The 18,689-nt window shown below is 63.0% G+C and carries 16 protein-coding genes; 10 read left to right on the top strand and 6 right to left on the bottom strand.

Features of this window, described 5'->3' with window-relative positions; genetic code table 11:
- Positions 1–6: 6 nt before the first annotated feature.
- The gene (locus NATTI_RS0103195) at positions 7–1,407 is read right to left on the bottom strand and encodes an NAD-dependent succinate-semialdehyde dehydrogenase (RefSeq protein WP_006092331.1); all 1,401 of its coding nucleotides are present in this window, start codon (positions 1,405–1,407) and stop codon (positions 7–9) included.
- 160 nt (positions 1,408–1,567) lie between these two features.
- Between NATTI_RS0103195 and gdhB the strand changes: the two genes are divergently transcribed.
- The 3 genes from gdhB to NATTI_RS0103180 all read left to right on the top strand — a co-directional run bounded on the left by gdhB (position 1,568) and on the right by NATTI_RS0103180 (position 4,312).
- Positions 1,568–2,854 (top strand): glutamate dehydrogenase GdhB, encoded by a 1,287-nt coding sequence (gene gdhB / locus NATTI_RS0103190; RefSeq protein ID WP_006092329.1) that lies wholly within the window; start codon positions 1,568–1,570, stop codon positions 2,852–2,854.
- A 99-nt stretch (positions 2,855–2,953) separates the two neighbouring features.
- Entirely contained in the window at positions 2,954–3,535 is a 582-nt protein-coding gene (locus NATTI_RS0103185; RefSeq protein WP_006092327.1) for a hypothetical protein, read from the top strand.
- Between the two features lie 81 nt (positions 3,536–3,616).
- On the top strand, positions 3,617–4,312 hold the full coding sequence (locus tag NATTI_RS0103180) for a hypothetical protein (RefSeq protein ID WP_006092326.1): 696 nt from the start codon (positions 3,617–3,619) through the stop codon (positions 4,310–4,312).
- Positions 4,313–4,507: 195 nt separating this feature from the next.
- Here the strand turns inward: NATTI_RS0103180 and NATTI_RS0103175 are convergent, their stop codons facing one another.
- Positions 4,508–5,791, bottom strand: a complete 1,284-nt coding sequence (locus NATTI_RS0103175) for a Cdc6/Cdc18 family protein (protein WP_019991603.1) — start codon at positions 5,789–5,791, stop codon at positions 4,508–4,510.
- A gap of 1,169 nt (positions 5,792–6,960) precedes the next feature.
- On the opposite strand from NATTI_RS0103175, the gene NATTI_RS0103170 reads away from it, so the two are divergent.
- The 3 genes from NATTI_RS0103170 to NATTI_RS0103160 all read left to right on the top strand — a co-directional run bounded on the left by NATTI_RS0103170 (position 6,961) and on the right by NATTI_RS0103160 (position 9,789).
- Complete coding sequence (locus NATTI_RS0103170; RefSeq protein WP_006092323.1) at positions 6,961–8,217, top strand: Glu/Leu/Phe/Val family dehydrogenase; 1,257 nt, start codon at positions 6,961–6,963, stop codon at positions 8,215–8,217.
- A gap of 119 nt (positions 8,218–8,336) precedes the next feature.
- Positions 8,337–8,837 (top strand): DUF2062 domain-containing protein, encoded by a 501-nt coding sequence (locus NATTI_RS0103165; RefSeq protein ID WP_006092321.1) that lies wholly within the window; start codon positions 8,337–8,339, stop codon positions 8,835–8,837.
- A gap of 160 nt (positions 8,838–8,997) precedes the next feature.
- Positions 8,998–9,789: a DUF6517 family protein gene (locus tag NATTI_RS0103160; RefSeq protein WP_019991602.1), complete on the top strand. Its 792-nt coding sequence runs from the start codon at positions 8,998–9,000 to the stop codon at positions 9,787–9,789.
- A 46-nt stretch (positions 9,790–9,835) separates the two neighbouring features.
- Here the strand turns inward: NATTI_RS0103160 and NATTI_RS0103155 are convergent, their stop codons facing one another.
- From NATTI_RS0103155 to NATTI_RS0103145, 3 genes are all read right to left on the bottom strand, one after another.
- Positions 9,836–10,063 carry a hypothetical protein gene (locus tag NATTI_RS0103155; protein WP_006092309.1) on the bottom strand — a complete coding sequence of 76 codons (228 nt, stop codon included), beginning with the start codon at positions 10,061–10,063 and terminating at the stop codon, positions 9,836–9,838.
- 16 nt (positions 10,064–10,079) lie between these two features.
- Positions 10,080–11,222 carry an acyl-CoA dehydrogenase family protein gene (locus NATTI_RS0103150; RefSeq protein WP_006092307.1) on the bottom strand — a complete coding sequence of 381 codons (1,143 nt, stop codon included), beginning with the start codon at positions 11,220–11,222 and terminating at the stop codon, positions 10,080–10,082.
- A gap of 290 nt (positions 11,223–11,512) precedes the next feature.
- Complete coding sequence (locus tag NATTI_RS0103145) at positions 11,513–12,715, bottom strand: DUF7544 domain-containing protein (protein WP_006092305.1); 1,203 nt, start codon at positions 12,713–12,715, stop codon at positions 11,513–11,515.
- A gap of 171 nt (positions 12,716–12,886) precedes the next feature.
- Here NATTI_RS0103145 and NATTI_RS0103140 point away from each other — a divergent pair, with 171 nt between their 5' ends.
- The 4 genes from NATTI_RS0103140 to NATTI_RS0103125 all read left to right on the top strand — a co-directional run bounded on the left by NATTI_RS0103140 (position 12,887) and on the right by NATTI_RS0103125 (position 17,102).
- A complete protein-coding gene (locus NATTI_RS0103140; protein ID WP_006092303.1) occupies positions 12,887–13,696 on the top strand; it encodes an RIO1 family regulatory kinase/ATPase domain-containing protein in 810 nt (269 codons plus the stop codon).
- A 189-nt stretch (positions 13,697–13,885) separates the two neighbouring features.
- Entirely contained in the window at positions 13,886–14,416 is a 531-nt protein-coding gene (locus NATTI_RS0103135) for a hypothetical protein (RefSeq protein WP_006092301.1), read from the top strand.
- A gap of 89 nt (positions 14,417–14,505) precedes the next feature.
- Complete coding sequence (locus tag NATTI_RS0103130; RefSeq protein WP_006092299.1) at positions 14,506–15,447, top strand: phosphatase PAP2 family protein; 942 nt, start codon at positions 14,506–14,508, stop codon at positions 15,445–15,447.
- A gap of 122 nt (positions 15,448–15,569) precedes the next feature.
- Positions 15,570–17,102, top strand: coding sequence for an aldehyde dehydrogenase family protein (locus NATTI_RS0103125; protein WP_006092298.1), 1,533 nt, complete (start codon positions 15,570–15,572; stop codon positions 17,100–17,102).
- A gap of 431 nt (positions 17,103–17,533) precedes the next feature.
- On the opposite strand, the gene NATTI_RS0103120 is transcribed toward NATTI_RS0103125, so the two are convergent.
- Positions 17,534–18,649: a DUF2092 domain-containing protein gene (locus tag NATTI_RS0103120; protein ID WP_241434412.1), complete on the bottom strand. Its 1,116-nt coding sequence runs from the start codon at positions 18,647–18,649 to the stop codon at positions 17,534–17,536.
- Between the last annotated feature and the right edge of the window lie 40 nt (positions 18,650–18,689).

Here is an 18,689-nt window from a genome sequence, read left to right as displayed (position 1 = left end):
GACCGCTCACTCGACCATCCCAGTCTCCTCGCCGGCGTCGTGTTGCACCCAGATCGTCTTCGCGTTCACGAACTCCCGAATGCCGTCGCGGGCGAGTTCGCGGCCGTAGCCCGAGTCCTTCACGCCGCCGAAGGGCAGTCGCGGATCGGACTTGACGAGTTCGTTGACGAACGCGGCACCCGACTCGAACCGACGAGCGACTCGTTCGCCGCGCTCGAGGTCGTCCGTCCAGACGCTCGCGCCGAGACCGAACCGGGTGGCGTTGGCTTTCTCGATCGCGGCCTCTTCGTCGGGCACGCGAAAGACCGACGCGACGGGACCGAACAGCTCTTCGTCGTCCGCCGGCGCCTCATCGGGAACGTCCGTCAGTACCGTCGGCGGGTAGAACGCGCCGTCGCGGTCCATCGGTTCGCCGCCGAGTCGGCACTCGCCGCCTTTCTCGAGCGTTTCCTCGACTTGTCCGTGGAGTACCTCCATGAGGTCTTCGCGAGCCTGTGGGCCGATGTCAGTCTCTTCATCGCTGGGGTCGCCGACAGTCTGGGCGTCCATCTCCTCGACGAAGCGCTCGAGGAACTCGTCGTAAACGTCGTCGACGACAATGAACCGTTTTGCCGCGATACAGGACTGGCCGTTGTTAATCAGGCGGGCCTGGACTGCCGTCTCGACCGTTTTCTCCATTGGTGCGTCCTCGAGAACGACGAACGGGTCGCTGCCGCCGAGTTCGAGGACGCTCTTTTTGAGTTCGCTGCCAGCGGTTTCGGCGACCGCGCGGCCCGCGCCGTCGCTGCCGGTGAGCGTGACGCCCTGAATTCGATCGTCCCCGATCACGTCCTCGACCTCGTCGGAGCCGATGAGCAGCGAGGTGAAAGCCCCCTCGGGGAAGCCGGCTTCGCGGAAAATATCCTCGATCGCTTTGGCACAGCCGGGAACGTTCGAGGCGTGTTTCAACAGACCGACGTTGCCCGCTACGAGGTTCGGCGCGGCGAAGCGAAACACCTGCCAGAACGGGAAGTTCCACGGCATGATGGCCAGGATCGGCCCCAGCGGTTGGTAAGCGACGACCGTGCGAGCGTCGGGTTCGCCGGCGACGAAGTCGTCCGCCAGGAACTCGGCGGCGTGTTCCGCGTAGTACTCACAGACCCACGCGCACTTCTCGACCTCGTCGCGGGCCTGCCCGATGGGTTTGCCCATCTCCTCGGTCATCAGTTGGGCGTACTCCTCGGCACCGTCTCGAAGGACGTCGGCCGCCGTCGACAGCAGCTGCTGGCGGTGTTCAACTGGCGTCTCGCGCCACTCCTCGAAGGTCTCGGTCGCGCGCTCGAGGTGCTCCTCGCGGTCTTCGGCCGATGTCTCGTCGAAGGTGTCGACTACCTCGCCGGTCGCCGGATTTTGGCTCTCGATAGACATGGAGGGTCCGACCACGAGGAGCCGCTTCAAACGCGGGGGTGGCGATAGACGGGTTCGCCTCGAGTGACACGACGGAGCGACGCCAGCATCCGGCCCTCGAAGGGATGCGTTGCAAGCCGACGTACTTCTGCGGTCGCAACGTAGACTGACCTCGAGTACGATGACCGTCTCCAATACACCAGCGGACCAGGAGAAATCGGACGAACCGGAAAGCGCCGTCGAAACGGCCCGTCGACAACTCGAGCGGGCGGCCGACCACCTCGACGTCGACGAGGGCATCGTCGAACGACTGCGATACCCGACGAGCGTCTATCGCGTGACGGTTCCCCTCGAGCGCGACGACGGCTCGAGAGAGATGTACACGGGGTATCGCGCCCACCACGATAGCGTCCGCGGACCGTACAAAGGTGGGTTGCGTTACCACCCCGATGTCAGCGAAGAGGAGTGCGTCGGGCTCTCGATGTGGATGACCTGGAAGTGCGCCGTGATGGACATTCCATTCGGCGGCGGCAAAGGCGGCGTCGTCGTCGATCCGAAGGACCTCAGCGCGGACGAGACGGAGCGGCTCACCCGTCGCTTCGCTGAAGAACTCCGTCCAGTCATCGGCCCGATGCGTGACATCCCCGCACCCGACATGGGAACCGGCCCGCAGACGATGGCCTGGTTCATGGACGCCTACTCGATGCAGGAAGGCGAGACGACGCCGGGCGTGGTTACCGGCAAACCGCCCGTGATCGGCGGTTCGTACGGCCGCGAGGAAGCACCCGGTCGAAGCGTCGGTATCGTCACGCGTGAGGCGATAGACTACTACGAGTGGGATCGCAAGCAGACGACCGTCGCCGTTCAGGGCTTCGGGAGCGTCGGAGCCAACGCGGCCCGCTATCTCGACGACCTCGGCGCGTCCGTCGTCGCGGTTTCGGACGTCGACGGAGCCATCTACGATCCCGACGGACTCGACACCAACGACGTCGAGGATCACGACGAGACGCCGGGGATGGTCTCCGGCTACGACGCACCCGAGACGCTGACCAACGACGAACTCCTCGAGTTAGACGTCGACGTGCTCATCCCCGCCGCCATCGGGAACGTCCTGACCGCCGAGAACGCCCGCAACGTTAGCGCCGATATCATCGTTGAGGGAGCCAACGGACCGACGACCTCGAGCGCCGACGAAATCTTCGAGGAGCGCGGCATCCACGTTATCCCGGACATCATCGCTAACGCCGGCGGCGTCACGGTGAGCTACTTCGAGTGGCTCCAGGACATCAACCGCCGAAAGTGGCGGCTCGAGCGCGTCAACGAGGAACTCGAGACCGAGATGCTCCGGGCCTGGAACGCCGTTCGGAAGGAGTACGAGGCGCGGGACGTGACCTGGCGCGACGCGACGTACATCGTGGCGCTCGAGCGGGTCGCCGCGGCCCACGAGACGCGCGGGCTCTGGCCGTAACGAGGACTTTTCGGCGTTTTCGGTCCCGTGTGAACGCACCGGGCCCGAATCGAACGTCGTACCAGAACCATTGTAGTCCGTCCGCCCGATACCCGAACGATGACTCCGACTGGCCGCAACGCGCTCGATCGACGGACGGTCCTCGGTTCGATCGGCACCGGGTCGCTGGCTGCACTCGCGGGCTGTGGAGATGACGATGACAACGAGAACGACGAGTCCCGCGTCGAACCCGAAGCGGTCGACGTCGACGACAGTGCCACCTGGCTGACCACGTCGGTAACCGACGCGTTGACCGGCGACGAGTTCGTCATCGGCGACTTCGAGCAGCCGGTCGTGATACACCGGTTCACGATCGGCTGTGCGGTCTGTCACAGCCAACACCACGAGTTCGACGAGTTTGACTCGAGGACCGATGTGGACGCCGAAATCGTCGATCTGACGATCGATCCACGCGTCAGTTCGGACGAGCTGCAAAGCTACGCCGCGGAGGACGGCTTCGAGTGGCGATTCGGCGTCTCCTCGGAAGCGATGTCGGGGAGCTTGGTCTCGGAGTTCGGCCAGGAGATGAACAGCAGCACCGCCTCGCCGATAGTCGTGGTCTGTCCGAGCGGCGAGACGTACCGGTTCGATAAGATCGCCGACGCCGACGAACTCGAATCGGTGATCGACGATGTCTGCTGATCGCTCCCACGGCCGTCGTTCGTCGGCGAGTCAGTTCCGACTCGCTCCCATCGAGTTCGTGTGGCGACGGGGAGAGTTACGATGACGTCGACGGCCGCCGCGCTGCTCGAGTTCTTTCTGCTCGGGCTCGCGACGCCCCTGACAGCGGCGTGTGTAATTCCGCTCTACCCGGGTTTCGTCGCGTATCTGGCGAGTAGCGGCAAGCACGGTCGCGGCCCGCCCGTCGCTGTGCTCGGCGCGCTCGTCGTCGCGGGCGTGATCACGTTCATGATGGTCGTCGGACTGCTCTGGACCGCAGTTTTCGGCACGAGCGTTACAAGCGCGGTCGATCGCGTTTCGCCGATCGCGTTCGGGGTACTGGCCGTGGTCGGGGCGGTGCTCCTCGTCGCGCCGACTGCGTTCTCCCGGCTCCCGTCCGTCGAGCCGCCGCACTCTCAGTACCCCTCACTGTCCGCGTTCGGGTACGGCTTCTTTTTCGGTGCGATCGTCATCCCCTGTAACCCCGGACTGATCGCGCTGTTTTTCAGCCGCTCGACGGTCGCGTTCCCCGCGTTCGACTCGCACCTCGAGGTCATGCTCGGTTTTTTCGCCTTCGGTCTGGGGATCGGCGCGCCGCTCCTGGCGTTCGCACTCCTCTCGCAACCGTACAGTCGTCGCGTTACCCGGACACTCGCCCGATACGGGACGCCGATCAACCGGGTCGTCGGGCTCGTACTCGTCGCGGTGTCGCTGTACTACCTGCTGTTCGTCTTTCGCATCGTTCCCGGAATCAGTTGACTCGAGCCGGCACTCGCCGGCTCGAGACGTCGTCTCGGCCGTTAACTGAAATCCACATATTGGCTGCTGGCTGATCCGTGCGCGCCGAAAACTTGTCCCCGAACGACGTCACCTCCGGTCCCCCACCCCTCGTTCAGAGTGAAAGCCCGATCGTGGGTCGGGCGGATCGTCGAATTGGAACCGACCGAAGCCGCCTCAGGAAAACGAGGAAAGGTCGGCGTCACGGTCCGTTCCGGCAGTCGTCGTCCCGGCGAGACCGTCGTACGTTGGCAGGTCCTCGAGCGAAGAATCTCGCCGCACGGCCTTCACGATGTGTTTCGGGTCGGTAACGAGACGGTGGAGGAGGTAACTTCCCTGCGACCGCCCGCCGCCGGTCTTCTCGGACTCGATGACGCCGAGGAACGCTTGCTCCTTGAGCTGTCGGTACAGTCCGTTCTCGGTGATCGGATCGGTGGCGACCAGTTCGCAGATACCGACGTAGCGCTCGTAGACCTCTCTGGTCTTGTACGTCTCGCGGTCGCCCGTGATGATGCGACTCGCCAGCGCGTACAGCGCGAGTTTCGCGTGGACCGTCGCGCCGCTCGTGAGCTCTTCGATCCGGTTGATTTCGGCGACCTCCTGGGCCTGCTGGATGTGGTCTTCCGAGACCGTTTCCGAGCCGGTTCGGCGAGCGAGTTCGCCGGCCTCCTTGAGAATCTCGATCGCCTTCCGCGCGTCGCCATGTTTCTTGGCTGCGAGTGCGGCACAGAGTTCGATCGTCCCGTCCTCCAAGACGTCGGGCTGGAAGGCGTCCTCGCGGTTGCGCATGATCTCCCTGAGTTGGGAGGCGTCGTAGGGATGGAAGAACAGTTCGCGGTGGCCGAAACTGCTATCGATGCGTTCGTCGAGCGTCTCCCGATACTTGACCTTGTTACTGATGCCGATGACACCGATGTAGGCGTCCGTCTTCTGGGCCTCTCGAGCGCGCGAGAGTTGCATCAGGATGTTGCTATTGTCCAGTTTGTCGATCTCGTCCAAGATGACGATGATCGCGTCGAAACACGCTTCGAGAATCTGCCAGATGTGCTGGTAGTACTCCATGGTTCCGACGCCGCGGACCGGGATGTTCTCCTGATAGCCGGTCTGCTCTTTCAAACTGAGCGCCAACTGCCGCGTCGCGCGCGTCTCCGTGTTCGCTTCGGAACAATCGATGTAGAGGACGCCGCAGTCGATTTCGTTCGTTCGGGCGGCGTCCTGTGCTCGCGTCGCGACGTGTCGGGAGATGAGACTCTTTCCGGTGCCGGTCTTACCGTAGATCATCACGTTATTCGGTGGATCACCGCGCGTGATCGCCCCGACTTCGGCCGCGACGGATTCGATCTCGTCGTCCCGACCGACGATACGGTCCTCGTCGGGAACGTGACCGACGTGGAGGAGTTCCTTCCGATCGAAGATAGGATCGTGAGAGTGGAAGAGCGGATCCCCAGCCTGATCAGCCATACCTCGGTCGTCGAAGACGGACATAATAAATCTATGGAAGGTAGTTCAGACTGATAGACCTCGGGTAGCTGTATTGGTACGGTCCAATTCGCCCGATATCGCTCGAGGTAGCTAGACCCCGGGTTCAGACTGTACCAGTCTCGAGACCGACTCGGATTCCAACCGGACCCTCGCCGCTCGCTACCGACCGTGATCACGACCCCCACACCCCCCGTTCAGAGTGAAAACGGAGTGTAGGTGTGGGTGGGAGGAGCCAACAGAACGGAGACGCGATGAAGCGTTGGACTACAGACCGGACGATCCACGATGGTACAGAGTGGCCCTACTAGAACTGTCGGGTAGTAACTTCGTCTTCTGGTCCTCGAGAAGCACGATTTTCGCTTTTTCTCTCTTCTATCGATACCCGTCTAGCTAGTATAGTAGTATTATATTTTATGGTATAGGAAGATATTTCTTAATTGTACGCTTTTATATACCACTTTGATTTTTATGTCCTTTCCACGAGGAGTCTCGTCTAATCGCCTCTGATCCAGCGTCGACGCGGACTGATCTCAGCCACTACACCACAGTCGTTACCCGTTACACTCTGAACTGGGTGTGGGGGTCCCGATCCGGCGTGTCGGTTACCCGAATCCGTTTCGCGAGAGACCTGTTTCGAGTCTCTCCCCCCGTTCAGAGTGAAAGAGTTCTGAATCGACCGAACGGATCGATGGCGCCGTTCGAAGGGCCACCTCTTTGCGTTCAGCGTCGTCTGTCACACCGCGCAACGCTCCGGGTGGACAGCGACGAAACGAGCCGTAGCATCGTCGTCGTTTCACTCTGAACGACGGGTCTCCCCCTATCGGATACTACGGGGCGTTCGAATCGACGGTCGCACACGAGCACCCGCTCGAGTCGTTTCACTCTGAACGAGGGGTGTCCGTCGTCGAACGCTCCCGGGTCGACGACGGTTGCGTGACACGCACCGCTGACACGGGACTCCCTCACTCGGAGGTCGACGACTCCCAATTATCAGAGCAAGACCCGTTCGGGACCGAACGGCAGGAACTGGCGAAAAGTGACCGCTCGACCAATATACAAGGGCACTTCGGGAACTCGGATGAACGGGGTACTATGCACCATGATAGATATTCGCTACGCTTATCCTCCCGTCCGAAAAAGAGGCCAATATGACCGAGGGCGCGAATCCATTCGAAAGCCTCCAGTCACAGATCGACGAGGCTGCAACTCATCTCGAGGTCGGTGACGATGTCATCGAGCGGCTCAAACATCCCGAGCGCGTGCTCGAGACAAATCTCACGGTCGAACTCGACGACGGCTCGTTCGAGCGGTTCAAAGCCTTTCGCTCGCAGTTCAACGGCGACCGCGGACCCTACAAGGGCGGCATTCGGTACCACCCGCAGGTCTCTCGCGACGAGGTGAAGGCGCTGTCTGGCTGGATGGTGTACAAGTGTGCAACCGCCGGAATCCCCTACGGCGGTGGAAAGGGCGGAATCATTATCGACCCCGACGAGTACTCGGAGGCGGAACTCGAGCGTGTCACCCGCGCGTTCGCGACGGAACTGCGGCCGATGATCGGCGAGGATCGCGACATCCCAGCGCCCGACGTGAACACGGGCCAGCGGGAGATGAACTGGATCAAAGACACCTACGAAACCTTAGAGAACACTACCGAACCGGGCGTTATCACGGGCAAGAACATCGCCAGCGGCGGTAGCGAGGGCCGCGTCGAGGCGACCGGCCGCTCGACGGTGCTCGCCGCTCGTGAGGCATTTGACTACCTCGGCAAGGATCTCGAGGGGGCGACCGTCGCCGTTCAGGGTTACGGCAACGCCGGCTGGATCGCGGCAAAACTAATCGACCGCATGGGCGCAACCGTCGTCGCGGTCAGCGACTCGAACGGCGGTGTCTACAACGATTCCGGTCTCGATCCGGTCGCGGCCAGAGATCACAAGAACGAGACCGGCAGCGTCGTCGGCTTCGGGGAGAGCGAAGAGGAACTGACGAACGACGAGGTCCTGACGCTGGACGTCGATCTCTTGATCCCGGCCGCCCTCGAGAACGCCATCGACGCCGACCTCGCCGACGACGTGCGAGCAGATGTCATCTCCGAGGCCGCGAACGGACCGTTGACACCCAAAGCAGACGCGATCCTCGAGGACAAAGACGTCTTCGTCATTCCGGACATCCTCGCCAACGCCGGTGGTGTGACCGTCAGTTACTTCGAGTGGGTGCAAAACCGCCAGCGGTTCTACTGGACCGAGGAGAAAGTCAACAGCGAACTCGAGGAGATCATCGTCGACGCCTTCGACGCCCTCGTCGAGACGCTCGAGGAGTACAACCTCGAGAACCCCCGTATCGCCGCGTACGTCGTGGCGATTCAGCGAGTCGCCGACTCGTTCGAAGAGGCCGGGACGTTCCCGTAACCTGCTTCGGGTTCGGACCACACGCCGAATTCGTCCGCGGTCATCTACGCTATGTCTGACACGTGGCCAAGGGACTCGGTATCTTTTTGATGGTTGCTGGCTACCGACCCACAGAGCGAATGGTACGCGAACGGCTCGCCGACTATCGTGATCGCGTTCGCGGCCAACTCCTCGCGGCGTTCCGCGAGGAGCACACCCCGCACCAAGTTGCAGCGAGCTTCGCGGTCGGCATCTTCATCACGGCGATGCCGACCGGCGGACTCGGTGTCGGGCTGTTTTTCGTGCTGATTTCGATCTGGTCGTGGATCAGCAAACCCGCAATATTCGCCTCCGTCGCCGTACTCAACCCGTTCGTAAAGCCCGTGATCTATCTCGCGAGCTTCAAGCTCGGGGCCGTTTTGCTCGGTTCGGAGTCGGTTGGATCGCTCGACGGGACAGCCACCGAATCGGCGTGGGTCGCGATCCAGCAGTTACTGCTCGGAAATCTCATCATCGCGGTTGCACTCTCCGCGATCGGATACGTTACCGTCTTACACCTGACGCGGGCTCACCGGCGACGATCAAGACGGCAAACGGGGACGTCACTGCTATCTATCGTGATTGGGTTCTTCCGTCGATGATGGGCGGACCGGATGCGTCGTCCACAGTTCGTCACCGTGGGCCTCGTCGCCATCCGCTTCGACCGACGAGAACTCTTTCCGCTGGTGCAACTGTTTCAGCCATTACAGATAGTCCTCGATCCAACAAACTCATATGAACAGACTATCGATTGGGAGGAAAATGAAACGACGAACCGTACTTGGCGGACTCTCCATCGCAGGGCTTTCGAGCCTCGCGGGTTGTCTCGGTCTGGTCGGCATGGACGAACACGAGTCTTCGCCGGTCGGCGTCGAAGCGAGCGTTCGCGACGAGACGGGCTACGCCCAGACCGACATCGACGACATCGTCGTCGAGGAGGAAGTCGGCGCCAGCATCGCCACGGAGACGATCTCCGTCACGAACTACATGACCGAACACGAGAAGTCGGTGAGTATCGGGCCGCTCGACGGCCAGCGCGCGGCCGTTTTCATCGTCCTTACGACGCCACAGATCAGTATCGCCGGGCGAAACGTCAATCCGATCGAAGATATGTCCGCCCAGGAGATCATCGAGTTAGTCGAGGACAACTACGACGATATCGGCGACATCTCCCACGACGAAGACGGCGAGATCACGATCCTCGATGGCGAAACGACCCGGTCCCGGTTCGACGCCGACGCGACGTTCGACGGCCACGACCTTCCGGTCGACCTCCACGTCAGCGAGGCTGTCCCGACCGACGACGACGACCTGCTCGTGACAATCGGCGTCTACCCCCAGGATCTCCGCATGCAAGAAGAGTCGAACGTCCTCGAGCTCATGGAGGGTGTGACTGCGGATATCGATACGAACGACGATGGTGACGACGGAAGCGACGAGAGTGAAAACGGTGAGAACGGCGACGACGATGCAGACGGTGAGAACGGCGACGGTGGTGGCGACGACGATGAGAGTGAAGACGACGACGATGGGATACTCGGTACCCTCGAGTAGCCGCCCGGTTCGACATCCGCCGCACCACTGATTCTCGGTTCGTCGCTCAGATAAGACTGGATCCGTACGCGACACTGACCAGTCCCACAACGACGAGCACGACGCCGGCCCCTTTCGTGACCCGGACTCTGTCCGCGTCCTCGAGGTCGGTGCCGTCGTCGTCACCGAGTGGGGCCATCCCCTGTCGGTGCTGGGCGGCGACGATAGCGGGCGCGTACCGTACGCCGGCGACGCCGAGTGCAATGAGGGCGAAACCGAGCAGTGTCAGGATCACGGCTTCGGAGACGGAGCTACAGTCCCAGTTCGCGCCCGATCACGAGATGCTGGATCTCGCTCGTTCCCTCGCCGATCTCCATCAGCTTCGCGTCCCGATAGAACCGCTGGGGGGCGAAGTCGGTGGTGTAGCCGTAGCCGCCGAGCACCTGGACGGCGTCCTCGGCGACCTCGCGGGCGGCCTCGCTGGCGTCGAGTTTCGCGAGCGCGGACTCACGGGTCACGGGCTCGCCCTTATCGTAGGTGCGAGCGGCCCGGCGGGTGAGCAGTCGCGCTCGCTCGGTCTTGCGGTGCATATCGACGACCTTGTCGCGGATGGCATCGAACTTCGAGATCGGCTGGCCGAACTGCTCGCGCTCTTTGCTGTACGTTTTCGCGTGCTCGTAAGCACCCTGTGCCAGCCCTGTCGAGAGCGCGGCGATCGAGATCCGGCCGCCGTCGAGCGTCTTCTTCGTCTGGTTCCAGCCCTCGCCTTCCTCGCCGAGGAGGCGGTCTTCGGGGAGCCGGACGTCCTCGAGGCGAATCTCACAGGTCGGCGAGGCGTTCAGTCCCATCTTCTCCCAGATCGTGCTCACCTCGAAGCCGTCGTCCTCGCGGGGATCGACGATGAACGTCGAGATGCCGTCGTAGCCTGCGTCGGGGTCTGTGACCGCCTTGACAAGGATCGAGCCGGCTTCGGAGGCGTTGGTGATGAACTGCTTGGTGCCGTTTACCACCCACTCGTCGCCCTCCTTTTCCGCCACGGTGTTCATATCCGATGCGTCGGAGCCGCTCTCCGGTTCGGTCAACGCCCAGCCGCCGAGATGCTCGCCCTCGGCGAGCGGGCGCAGCCAGCGTTCCTTCTGGGCGTCGGTTCCGAACTGCTCGATAGGTTTCGACGCGAGCGACGTGTGCGCGACGTAGGAGAGGCCGATCGAGCCGGAGACCCGACCGAGTTCCTCGGCGACCAGCGCGTACATGAGCGTGTCGCCGCCGAGACCGCCGTAGTCCTCGTCGATCGGGACGCCCATCATATCCAGGTCGGCGAGTTGCTCGAAGATCTCCGCCGGGAATCGGTGTTCGTCCTCGATTTCCTGAGCGATCGGTTCGATTTCTGCGTCACAAAAGTCTCTGACGGTCTCTCGGACCATCCGGTGCTCGTCGGGTAGCTCGGTGTCCATACGCAATACTTGCCGAGGAATGGAATAAACGCACCGACAGCCTTCGTCGACCGTCGGTCCGACAGCGTCGTCGGGGTCGGTCTCACCCCACTCGATTCAGTCCTGCGCGACCACAAAGCATATTGCCTCAACCGGTAACCACTCTGGTAGGACGGTGGACAGCGGGTAGGGGTACTCGCGGTTTCTGTCCACCAATATATCACCCGCATAGCGACTCGTCTCGCTCGCGAGACGGTCACCCTCACAAATAGAACGCTAAAGCATCAGCCGCTGGAATTGTTTCCGGGCCGTTACCAGCCGCGGTCGTCGTCGCGGTCGTCCGATTCGCTCGAGTCGTCCCACGGGTCCGGGTCGTCCGTCTCGTCCGCGTCACTCCACGGATCCGAGTCGTCGTCCCACTCGCGCCCGTCGTCGGTCGCTCGACGCTCGTCGCGGTCCAACCGGTCGCGGTCGTCTCGAGCGTCACCGGCCTGCGTGCCGTTTCGCCCGACTGGCTTCCCGCCGTCGGACCGAACTGCGGCGCGCTGCTCGGGGATGAGATCGAGGTCATCGTTGGTATCGCCGAGCAACAACAGCGCGTAGTACTGGAAGTAGGTCGTGATCGGCGTCCAGACGAGCGCGACGAACAGCAGAATAGTAAGGAATGCGACGATGCCGACCAACACAGACAGAATCGCGCCGATCTCGCCCGCGGCGAGTATCAGCAGGAAGATCACGATGGCGAAGGGGATCAGCAGTGCAAGCACCCCGAACGCCAGCACGAACCAGACGGCGATGGTAACCGCGAGCGAGAGGATCCAGACGAGAATCAGGTAGACCAGGTACTCCGTCCAGTTGCCCGTCAACGTCGACCAGAATCGTCGCCAGCCGCCGAGGACGCCCCGATCCTCGAGCAACATGACGGGCGCGACGAACTCGTCGGTGAACCGTCGGGTGAGCGAGTAGACCAGAAACAGTCCAATGCCGTACAGCGCGTACAGCGCGACGAGAGCGCCCGAGAGGGCATCGAACCCGCCCTGCAGCCAGATCGCCAGTGCCGGCGCAGTTCCGAGAACCCCGGCGACGAGCAGCAAGCCGACTCTGAACAGGAACAATCGGAGCCCGTTCCCGAGGTTCGTCTTGAAGTAACGTCTCACGTGGACCTCGGTCGACCGGAGCGACTCGATGAAGACGAACTGCATCACGGCGCTGATGATCGCGTACAGTAGCCAGAGCAACAGGACGATTCCGCCAACGACCAGTAGCACCAAGAGGAGTTCTTCGAGCGGGAACTCTTCTTCGAACTCCTCGACCTCGCCAGGCGTCTCTTCCTCGAACATCGGCTCGTCGGCGAACGTGCCGACGTCCCCGCCGGGGATCGTTGGGCCCCCCATCCCCAGCGAACTCACGAAGAAGACGACGATCGCGAGTTTGACCCACAGCCCCAGACTGACCGGCGTCAGGAAGTTCCGAGTCGTCTCAAGTGCGTCGCTGAGATCGTCGATCGCATCCATATTATCCCTACATTTCATTCCGTTGTTGATAATGATACTGCTCCGTCGTCACCTCACGGCCTGACGGTCCGATCAGGTCCCAACGGACCACATTGGGGATCCCGTCGTCGAATACATCTTCTCGGCGACAGTTCGGGACGCATTTAACACCCGAGCACCCACATCCGATATATGGATATCCGCCGGCTAGCGCGAGGAAACGTCGAGTGGGATCGCCTCGAGCGCGTGATCCGGACGCTGGCGGATCGGTACGACCGCGAGGAGGTTCGTGTCGAGTTTCTCGAGGCCGACAACTGGCTGTCGACGCCCTGCGTGATCGACGAGCGGTGGTTCGTCAAGATCGTCTCGCGGCAGAACGCGCTCGTCCACGCGGTGTTGACGACGGGGCGGAACGTCGGCGCGGTCTCGGCGGGCACCGGTGGCTTCTTCGGTCGGTTCGATACGCCCCGGGAGATGGTCGAACACGAGTACGAGGCAACCGAACGGATGCGCGAAATCGGCATCAACGCACCCCAGCCGATCGAGGCCTTCGAGGTCAACGGATTGGGCGTGCTCGTCCTCGAGTATCTGCCGGAGTTCCGGTCGCTGGACGATGCGCCGGACTGGCTCGTCGCCGAGCGCGCGACGGAACTGTTCGACATGCTGGCCACCCTCCGGGATCACGGCATGGCCCACGGCGACCTGCGCGCCGAAAACATCCTGCTGTGTGAAGGCGAGTTCTACTTCATCGACGCGACCAACGTCCACGACGACCGAGTCGGCGAGACCACCGCCTACGATCTCGCCTGTGCGCTGGCCGTCCTTGAGCCCCGCATCGGGGCTCGAGACGCCGTCCAGGCGGCCGCGACGGTCTACGAATCGGAAGAACTCCTCTCGGCGCGCCGGTTTCTCGATTTCGTCCGCCTCCGTCCAGACCACGAGTTCGACTCGACGACGTTACGGACCGAACTCGAGGCGGCGGCCGATCAGGGGCAGCGCTGATCGGTTCCGCAGAGACGGCGAATCGGAGTTTCTGTCTGCTATCGGGGAATCGTCTCCGAACTCGATCCGGGGGCCGAGGCCGTTCCGTAACTCCGCTTTGGGTACGATACGCAGCGACCGGGCGGCACGCTCGAGTCGCTGGCCTGTGCAGGCACTACACGTTTTGAGAAGATTACACTAACCGTGTGCATGTGCGCTCGATTTACTGACGCCGACGTCGGAAAACGGGTCGAGACGGCCGCCGGCGAGTCCATCGGGGTCGTCACAATGACTGGCAACGAGACGGCGTACGTCGAACTCGAGGGAGGTGTGACGGACTCCATCAAAGCCGTCCTCGACTGGAACGCCGATACCGACAACATCGTCCCGATCGGCGGTGCCGTCGTCCGCGAAGTGACTGCGGATGTGGTCCGACTCGAGGGAAAGAACGCACGGACGACCGACACAGATACCGATCCCGTCTTCGACCGCGACGAGTCCGCCGGCCACGAGGGAGAGGAGCGCGATCAACGAGCCGCCGGTGAGCAGCGCGACGAAACTGACGGCGAGGAAACCGGCGAGACGGAAGCTGCGGGCGAGGGCCGTTCGGGCGAGGCGATGGAGCCGGAGACGGACGAGATGACCGAATCGGGGGCTGAACGCCACCCCGAGAGCGAAGACCGGCCGCCGGAGGGTGATCGGACGGTGACGAAAGACCGCGGCGAAGAGGAAGACCGATGAGCGAGGACTCGATCTCGAGCGCGTCGAGCCGAGTGATTTCGGGTTGCGCGACAGACGACGTTCCCGATCGCTGACCGTACTCTGAATCAATGTCCCGTGGCATCGGCGAGTTCGATCTCGTACAGGAGTCGATCCCCGAGTGGCTGGCCGTCGTTATCGCTCTGCTCACCCAGTTAGGTGACGTCTGGTTTCTGGTGCTCGTCCTGACCGTGCTGTACTGGTTCGACACGACGGACCGGGACGACATCGCCGCCGTTGCGGGCGTCACGCTGGCCGGAATGGGACTGTACAAGGGACTGAAGGAGGTGTTCGGTCTCCCGCGTCCCGAGGCGCCGTTGCTCGATCCGACCCTGTTGCCGCGGCTCGTCCAGCCGCTGTACGAGGCGACGGCGACTGCCGGCGGCTACGGCTTCCCGAGCGGCCACGCGGTCAACACGACGATCGTCTATTTCGGGCTGGCGAGCGTTCTCTCGGTCAGCTCGAGACGACTCCGGTACGGCGTCGCCGCGTCGCTCGTCTCGCTGGTCTGTTTCACGCGCGTCGCACTCGGCGTGCACTACGTCGTCGATGTCGTCGTCGGGGTTGCGGTCGGACTGGCGCTCCTGTTCGTCGCTCGAGCGCTCCTCCGGCGGGAGTTCGCCGACCGCGCGACGATCACGTTCGCGCTCGGCATCGGATTCAGCACGTTCTACCTCGTGATGAGCGATCGATCCCCGATCGCGGTGTTCCTGCTCGCCGGATCGCTGGGGGCCTTCGGCGGCTGGCAACTGGTCATGCTTGGCCGACGACTCGCCGTCGCCCCGTCGCGCTCGCATTCGGTTCGCCCGATACTGTTACGAGGCAGCGCGACGCTGATCGGTGCAATTCCGCTCGTTGCCGCGCTCGGCGGCGGATCGTTCGTCTCGCTCTCGACCGCGGCCGGGGTTGTGGGTCTCGCCACGGCGCTCGCCCTCGTGGTCCCAGTCGCTCGGCACTCGGATCGGGCACGGGAGTTGTACGGTCGCGTGCGTTATCCACGGCGGTCGGACTAGCGGCCCATCGGATCAGGGGATGACCCGGACCGAGAGTCGTCACCCCCGTCCTGCCGTCAGCCCGCTTTGTTTGGGTGTGAACCACAACCAGGTTTTTTACGCCGCTCGTCGTCCGTTTCAGTATGAGCCAGCAAGCCACAGAGCAGGAGTACGGCCACTACATCGGCGGAGAGTGGACTGATGGAGATGGAGACACGTTCGACAGCCGGAACCCGGCTACCGGCGAGACGTTGGCGACGTTCCGGCGCGGAACGGTCGACGATGTCGACGCGGCCCTCGAGGCCGCCGAAGACGCCTTCGACGAGTGGCGGTCGCTCTCCTACATCGATCGCGCGGAGTACCTCTGGGACATCTACCACGAACTGCGCGAGCGCCACGAGGAACTCGGCGAGATCGTCACGAAAGAGTGCGGGAAGGAGATTTCGGAAGGGAAAGCGGACGTGACTGAAGCCTGGCACATGGTCGAGTGGGCCGCGGGCAATGCCCGACATCCCCACGGCGATGTCGTTCCGAGCGAGGTCGGGGCGAAAGACGCCTACATGCGGCGCAAACCCCGCGGTGTCATCGGCTGTATTACCCCGTGGAACTTCCCCGTCGCGATCCCCTTCTGGCACATGGCGATCGCCCTCGTAGAGGGCAACACCGTCGTCTGGAAGCCCGCAGAGCAGACGCCGTGGTGCGGCCAGACTATCGCCGAGATGATGGACGACGCGGGGATTCCCGAGGGCGTCTTCAACATGGTCCAGGGCTTTGGTGACGCCGGCGCGGCGATCACGGACGACGAGCGCGTCGACACCGTCCTCTTCACCGGCTCCGCGGAGGTCGGCCACGAGATCTCGGGCAAGGTCGGCGGCGAACCCGGCAAACTCGCGGCCTGCGAAATGGGCGGCAAGAACGGAATCATCGTCACCGAGGAAGCAGACCTCGACATCGCCGTCCACTCCGCGATCATGTCGTCGTTCAAGACGACCGGGCAGCGCTGCGTCTCCTCCGAGCGCCTGATCGTCCACACGGACGTCTACGACGAGTTCACGGAGCGATACGTCGATATCGCCGCGGATATCGCGGTCGGCGACCCCCTCGAGGAGGACACGTTCATGGGACCGGCGATCGAGGCCGACCACGTCGAGAAGATCCGCAAGCACAACAAACTGGCCGAACAGGAGGGGGCCGAGGTGCTGGTCGACCGCTTCGAACTCGGCGACGAGGAGATTCCCGAGGGCCACGAAGAGGGCCACTGGGTCGGGCCGTTCGTCTACGAGATCGAGTACGACACCGACCTGCGCTGTCTGCAAGAGGAGTGTTTCGGCCCGCACGTTGCCCTCGTCGAGTACGACGGGGAGATCGACCGCGCGCTCGAGATCCACAACGACACGCCGTACGGACTCGCCGGGGCGATCATCTCGGAGGACTACCGCCAGCTCAACGCTTTCCGCGACCGGGCCGACCTCGGGCTCGCGTACGCGAACCTGCCGTGTATCGGTGCGGAGGTCCAGTTGCCCTTCGGCGGCGTCAAGAAGTCCGGGAACGGCTACCCGAGCGCACGCGAGGCCATCGAGGCCGTCACCGAACGGACCGCCTGGACGCTCAACAATTCCAAAGAGATCGAGATGGCCCAGGGGCTGTCGGCCGATATCACGATGGGCGAGGACTGAGTGGAGAGTCACGAATCCGTTCGGGTTCGGCGCTCGCCGTCTCCGATTCGATACAGTGTTTGCCATTCCTGACCCGGCACAGGGTTTGCCGTCCCTGATCCGGCTCAGCGTTCGCCGTCCCCGATCGGATTCCGCTGCCGGTCGTTCCGGACCGTCCGGCTTTCGACTCCCGATCAGTCGACCACTACCGCGCGTCGGCCACACCCGTAGCCGACCGTCTCAGTCAACGGGACAAAACCAACGTCTCGAGGCGTGATTGACCGACCTATGGGGGTCATCGACGGAATCGGCGTCGCGCTGGCGATAGCGGACGTAGTCGTCTCCCTCTTTTCCGAACGGTGTTCAAACTGGCGCACAGCGGCTAATTCGTCTCGCTGACGGCTTCCCTATCGGTACTGTCTCGTTGAAAAACCGTTCTCAGCGTAGCGCGGTCAGTGAACGATCGATTCGGCGATCTCGATCAGTTCGTCCGCCGTGAGTTCCCCGCCGACGGTGTAGGTGAGTCCGTCATCTTCCCACTCGACGATCGTTCTCGTCTCGGTAACCTCGCGGATCGTCGCGTCGACATCGTCGATCTCGAGGGGGTCGCTGTCGGGTTCGAAGACGGGGTCCTGCGCCTCGTCGGCGACACCGACGGTCAGGAACGAGCCCGTGTCGTCGGTGTACTGCAGCGTCGCGCTCCAGCCCACCATGTTCTCTCCGGCGAGTACGCTCTCGAGCGTATACTCGGCGGGAACGTCAGGCTGTGGAACGTCGAACGGCACGTCGGCGTCGGCGGCGTCGACGTCCGCGTACTGCTGGGGCATGAGATCGTCGAACTCCCGAATCTCGGCGTCCTCCGGCGGTTCGAACGTAAAGATCTCGTCGTCGATCTCCTCATCGAAGGTGACCTCCTCGAACGCCATGGTCGTCGTCACCGACTCGCCGACTGCGGGCGTGATCTCCTGTTTCAGGGGGTAGTCGGTCTCCTGGTCGATCCAGAGGGTCGCCGACTCGTAGAGCGCGTCGTCGCCGTCGCCGGTGAGTTCGAGGACGTAGACGTCGCGGTCGGCGACGGTATCGGTTCCCTCAACCGACGCGTCCGTGTCGGCCGTGAAGGCGTCGGCGAAGCCGTCGTTCAATGCTTCCTCGTCGGCCTGATCGAAGCCGAGTTCCATCTGAACGGCCTCGTTGTCGTCCTCGTCGTACATCCAGATCGTCGAGCCGTCGGATACAATTACGTCGATTGGCTCGGGCTCGTCCGCTTCGACGATGTCAGCCCGGTACTGATCCGGCCCTCGTTCCCAGACCTCCTGGGTCGTCGTGACGGTCTCCGTTCCGTCGTCCATCGTTATCGTCTGGATCCCCTGGACGGTCTCCACGTTCGATTCGGCGTTGACTGCGGCCTCGAGCAACTCATCGGCATCGGGTAGTTCCGCTTCGGGCAGTTCCTCGTCGCCACTGTCGTCGACGCTCGCGTCGTCGTCTCCGGATCCTACCGCGCCGAGACAGCCGGCGGTGACCAACAGGAGGGCGACGACCACTGTCGAAAGATGCGTTCGTTTCATCGGTTCTCTGTCTCACTTCAGGAATCCGACCTTATAAATC

Origin of the sequence: Natronorubrum tibetense GA33 (assembly GCF_000383975.1) — an archaeon.
Taxonomy (GTDB): Archaea; Halobacteriota; Halobacteria; order Halobacteriales; family Natrialbaceae; genus Natronorubrum; species Natronorubrum tibetense.
The sequence above is the reverse complement of the archived record's forward strand: the minus strand, read 5'-3'. Positions and strand labels throughout refer to the sequence as shown.

Bases quoted from the DNA above. Each gene is read 5' to 3' on its own strand.
- NATTI_RS0103195 (WP_006092331.1), bottom strand. From the start codon at position 1,407: ATGTCTATCGAGAGCCAAAATCCGGCGACCGGCGAGGTAGTCGACACC.
- gdhB (WP_006092329.1), top strand. From the start codon at position 1,568: ATGACCGTCTCCAATACACCAGCGGACCAGGAGAAATCGGACGAACCG.
- NATTI_RS0103185 (WP_006092327.1), top strand. From the start codon at position 2,954: ATGACTCCGACTGGCCGCAACGCGCTCGATCGACGGACGGTCCTCGGT.
- NATTI_RS0103180 (WP_006092326.1), top strand. From the start codon at position 3,617: ATGACGTCGACGGCCGCCGCGCTGCTCGAGTTCTTTCTGCTCGGGCTC.
- NATTI_RS0103175 (WP_019991603.1), bottom strand. From the start codon at position 5,791: ATGGCTGATCAGGCTGGGGATCCGCTCTTCCACTCTCACGATCCTATC.
- NATTI_RS0103170 (WP_006092323.1), top strand. From the start codon at position 6,961: ATGACCGAGGGCGCGAATCCATTCGAAAGCCTCCAGTCACAGATCGAC.
- NATTI_RS0103165 (WP_006092321.1), top strand. From the start codon at position 8,337: ATGGTACGCGAACGGCTCGCCGACTATCGTGATCGCGTTCGCGGCCAA.
- NATTI_RS0103160 (WP_019991602.1), top strand. From the start codon at position 8,998: ATGAAACGACGAACCGTACTTGGCGGACTCTCCATCGCAGGGCTTTCG.
- NATTI_RS0103150 (WP_006092307.1), bottom strand. From the start codon at position 11,222: ATGGACACCGAGCTACCCGACGAGCACCGGATGGTCCGAGAGACCGTC.
- NATTI_RS0103145 (WP_006092305.1), bottom strand. From the start codon at position 12,715: ATGGATGCGATCGACGATCTCAGCGACGCACTTGAGACGACTCGGAAC.
- NATTI_RS0103140 (WP_006092303.1), top strand. From the start codon at position 12,887: ATGGATATCCGCCGGCTAGCGCGAGGAAACGTCGAGTGGGATCGCCTC.
- NATTI_RS0103135 (WP_006092301.1), top strand. From the start codon at position 13,886: ATGTGCGCTCGATTTACTGACGCCGACGTCGGAAAACGGGTCGAGACG.
- NATTI_RS0103130 (WP_006092299.1), top strand. From the start codon at position 14,506: ATGTCCCGTGGCATCGGCGAGTTCGATCTCGTACAGGAGTCGATCCCC.
- NATTI_RS0103125 (WP_006092298.1), top strand. From the start codon at position 15,570: ATGAGCCAGCAAGCCACAGAGCAGGAGTACGGCCACTACATCGGCGGA.
- NATTI_RS0103120 (WP_241434412.1), bottom strand. From the start codon at position 18,649: ATGAAACGAACGCATCTTTCGACAGTGGTCGTCGCCCTCCTGTTGGTC.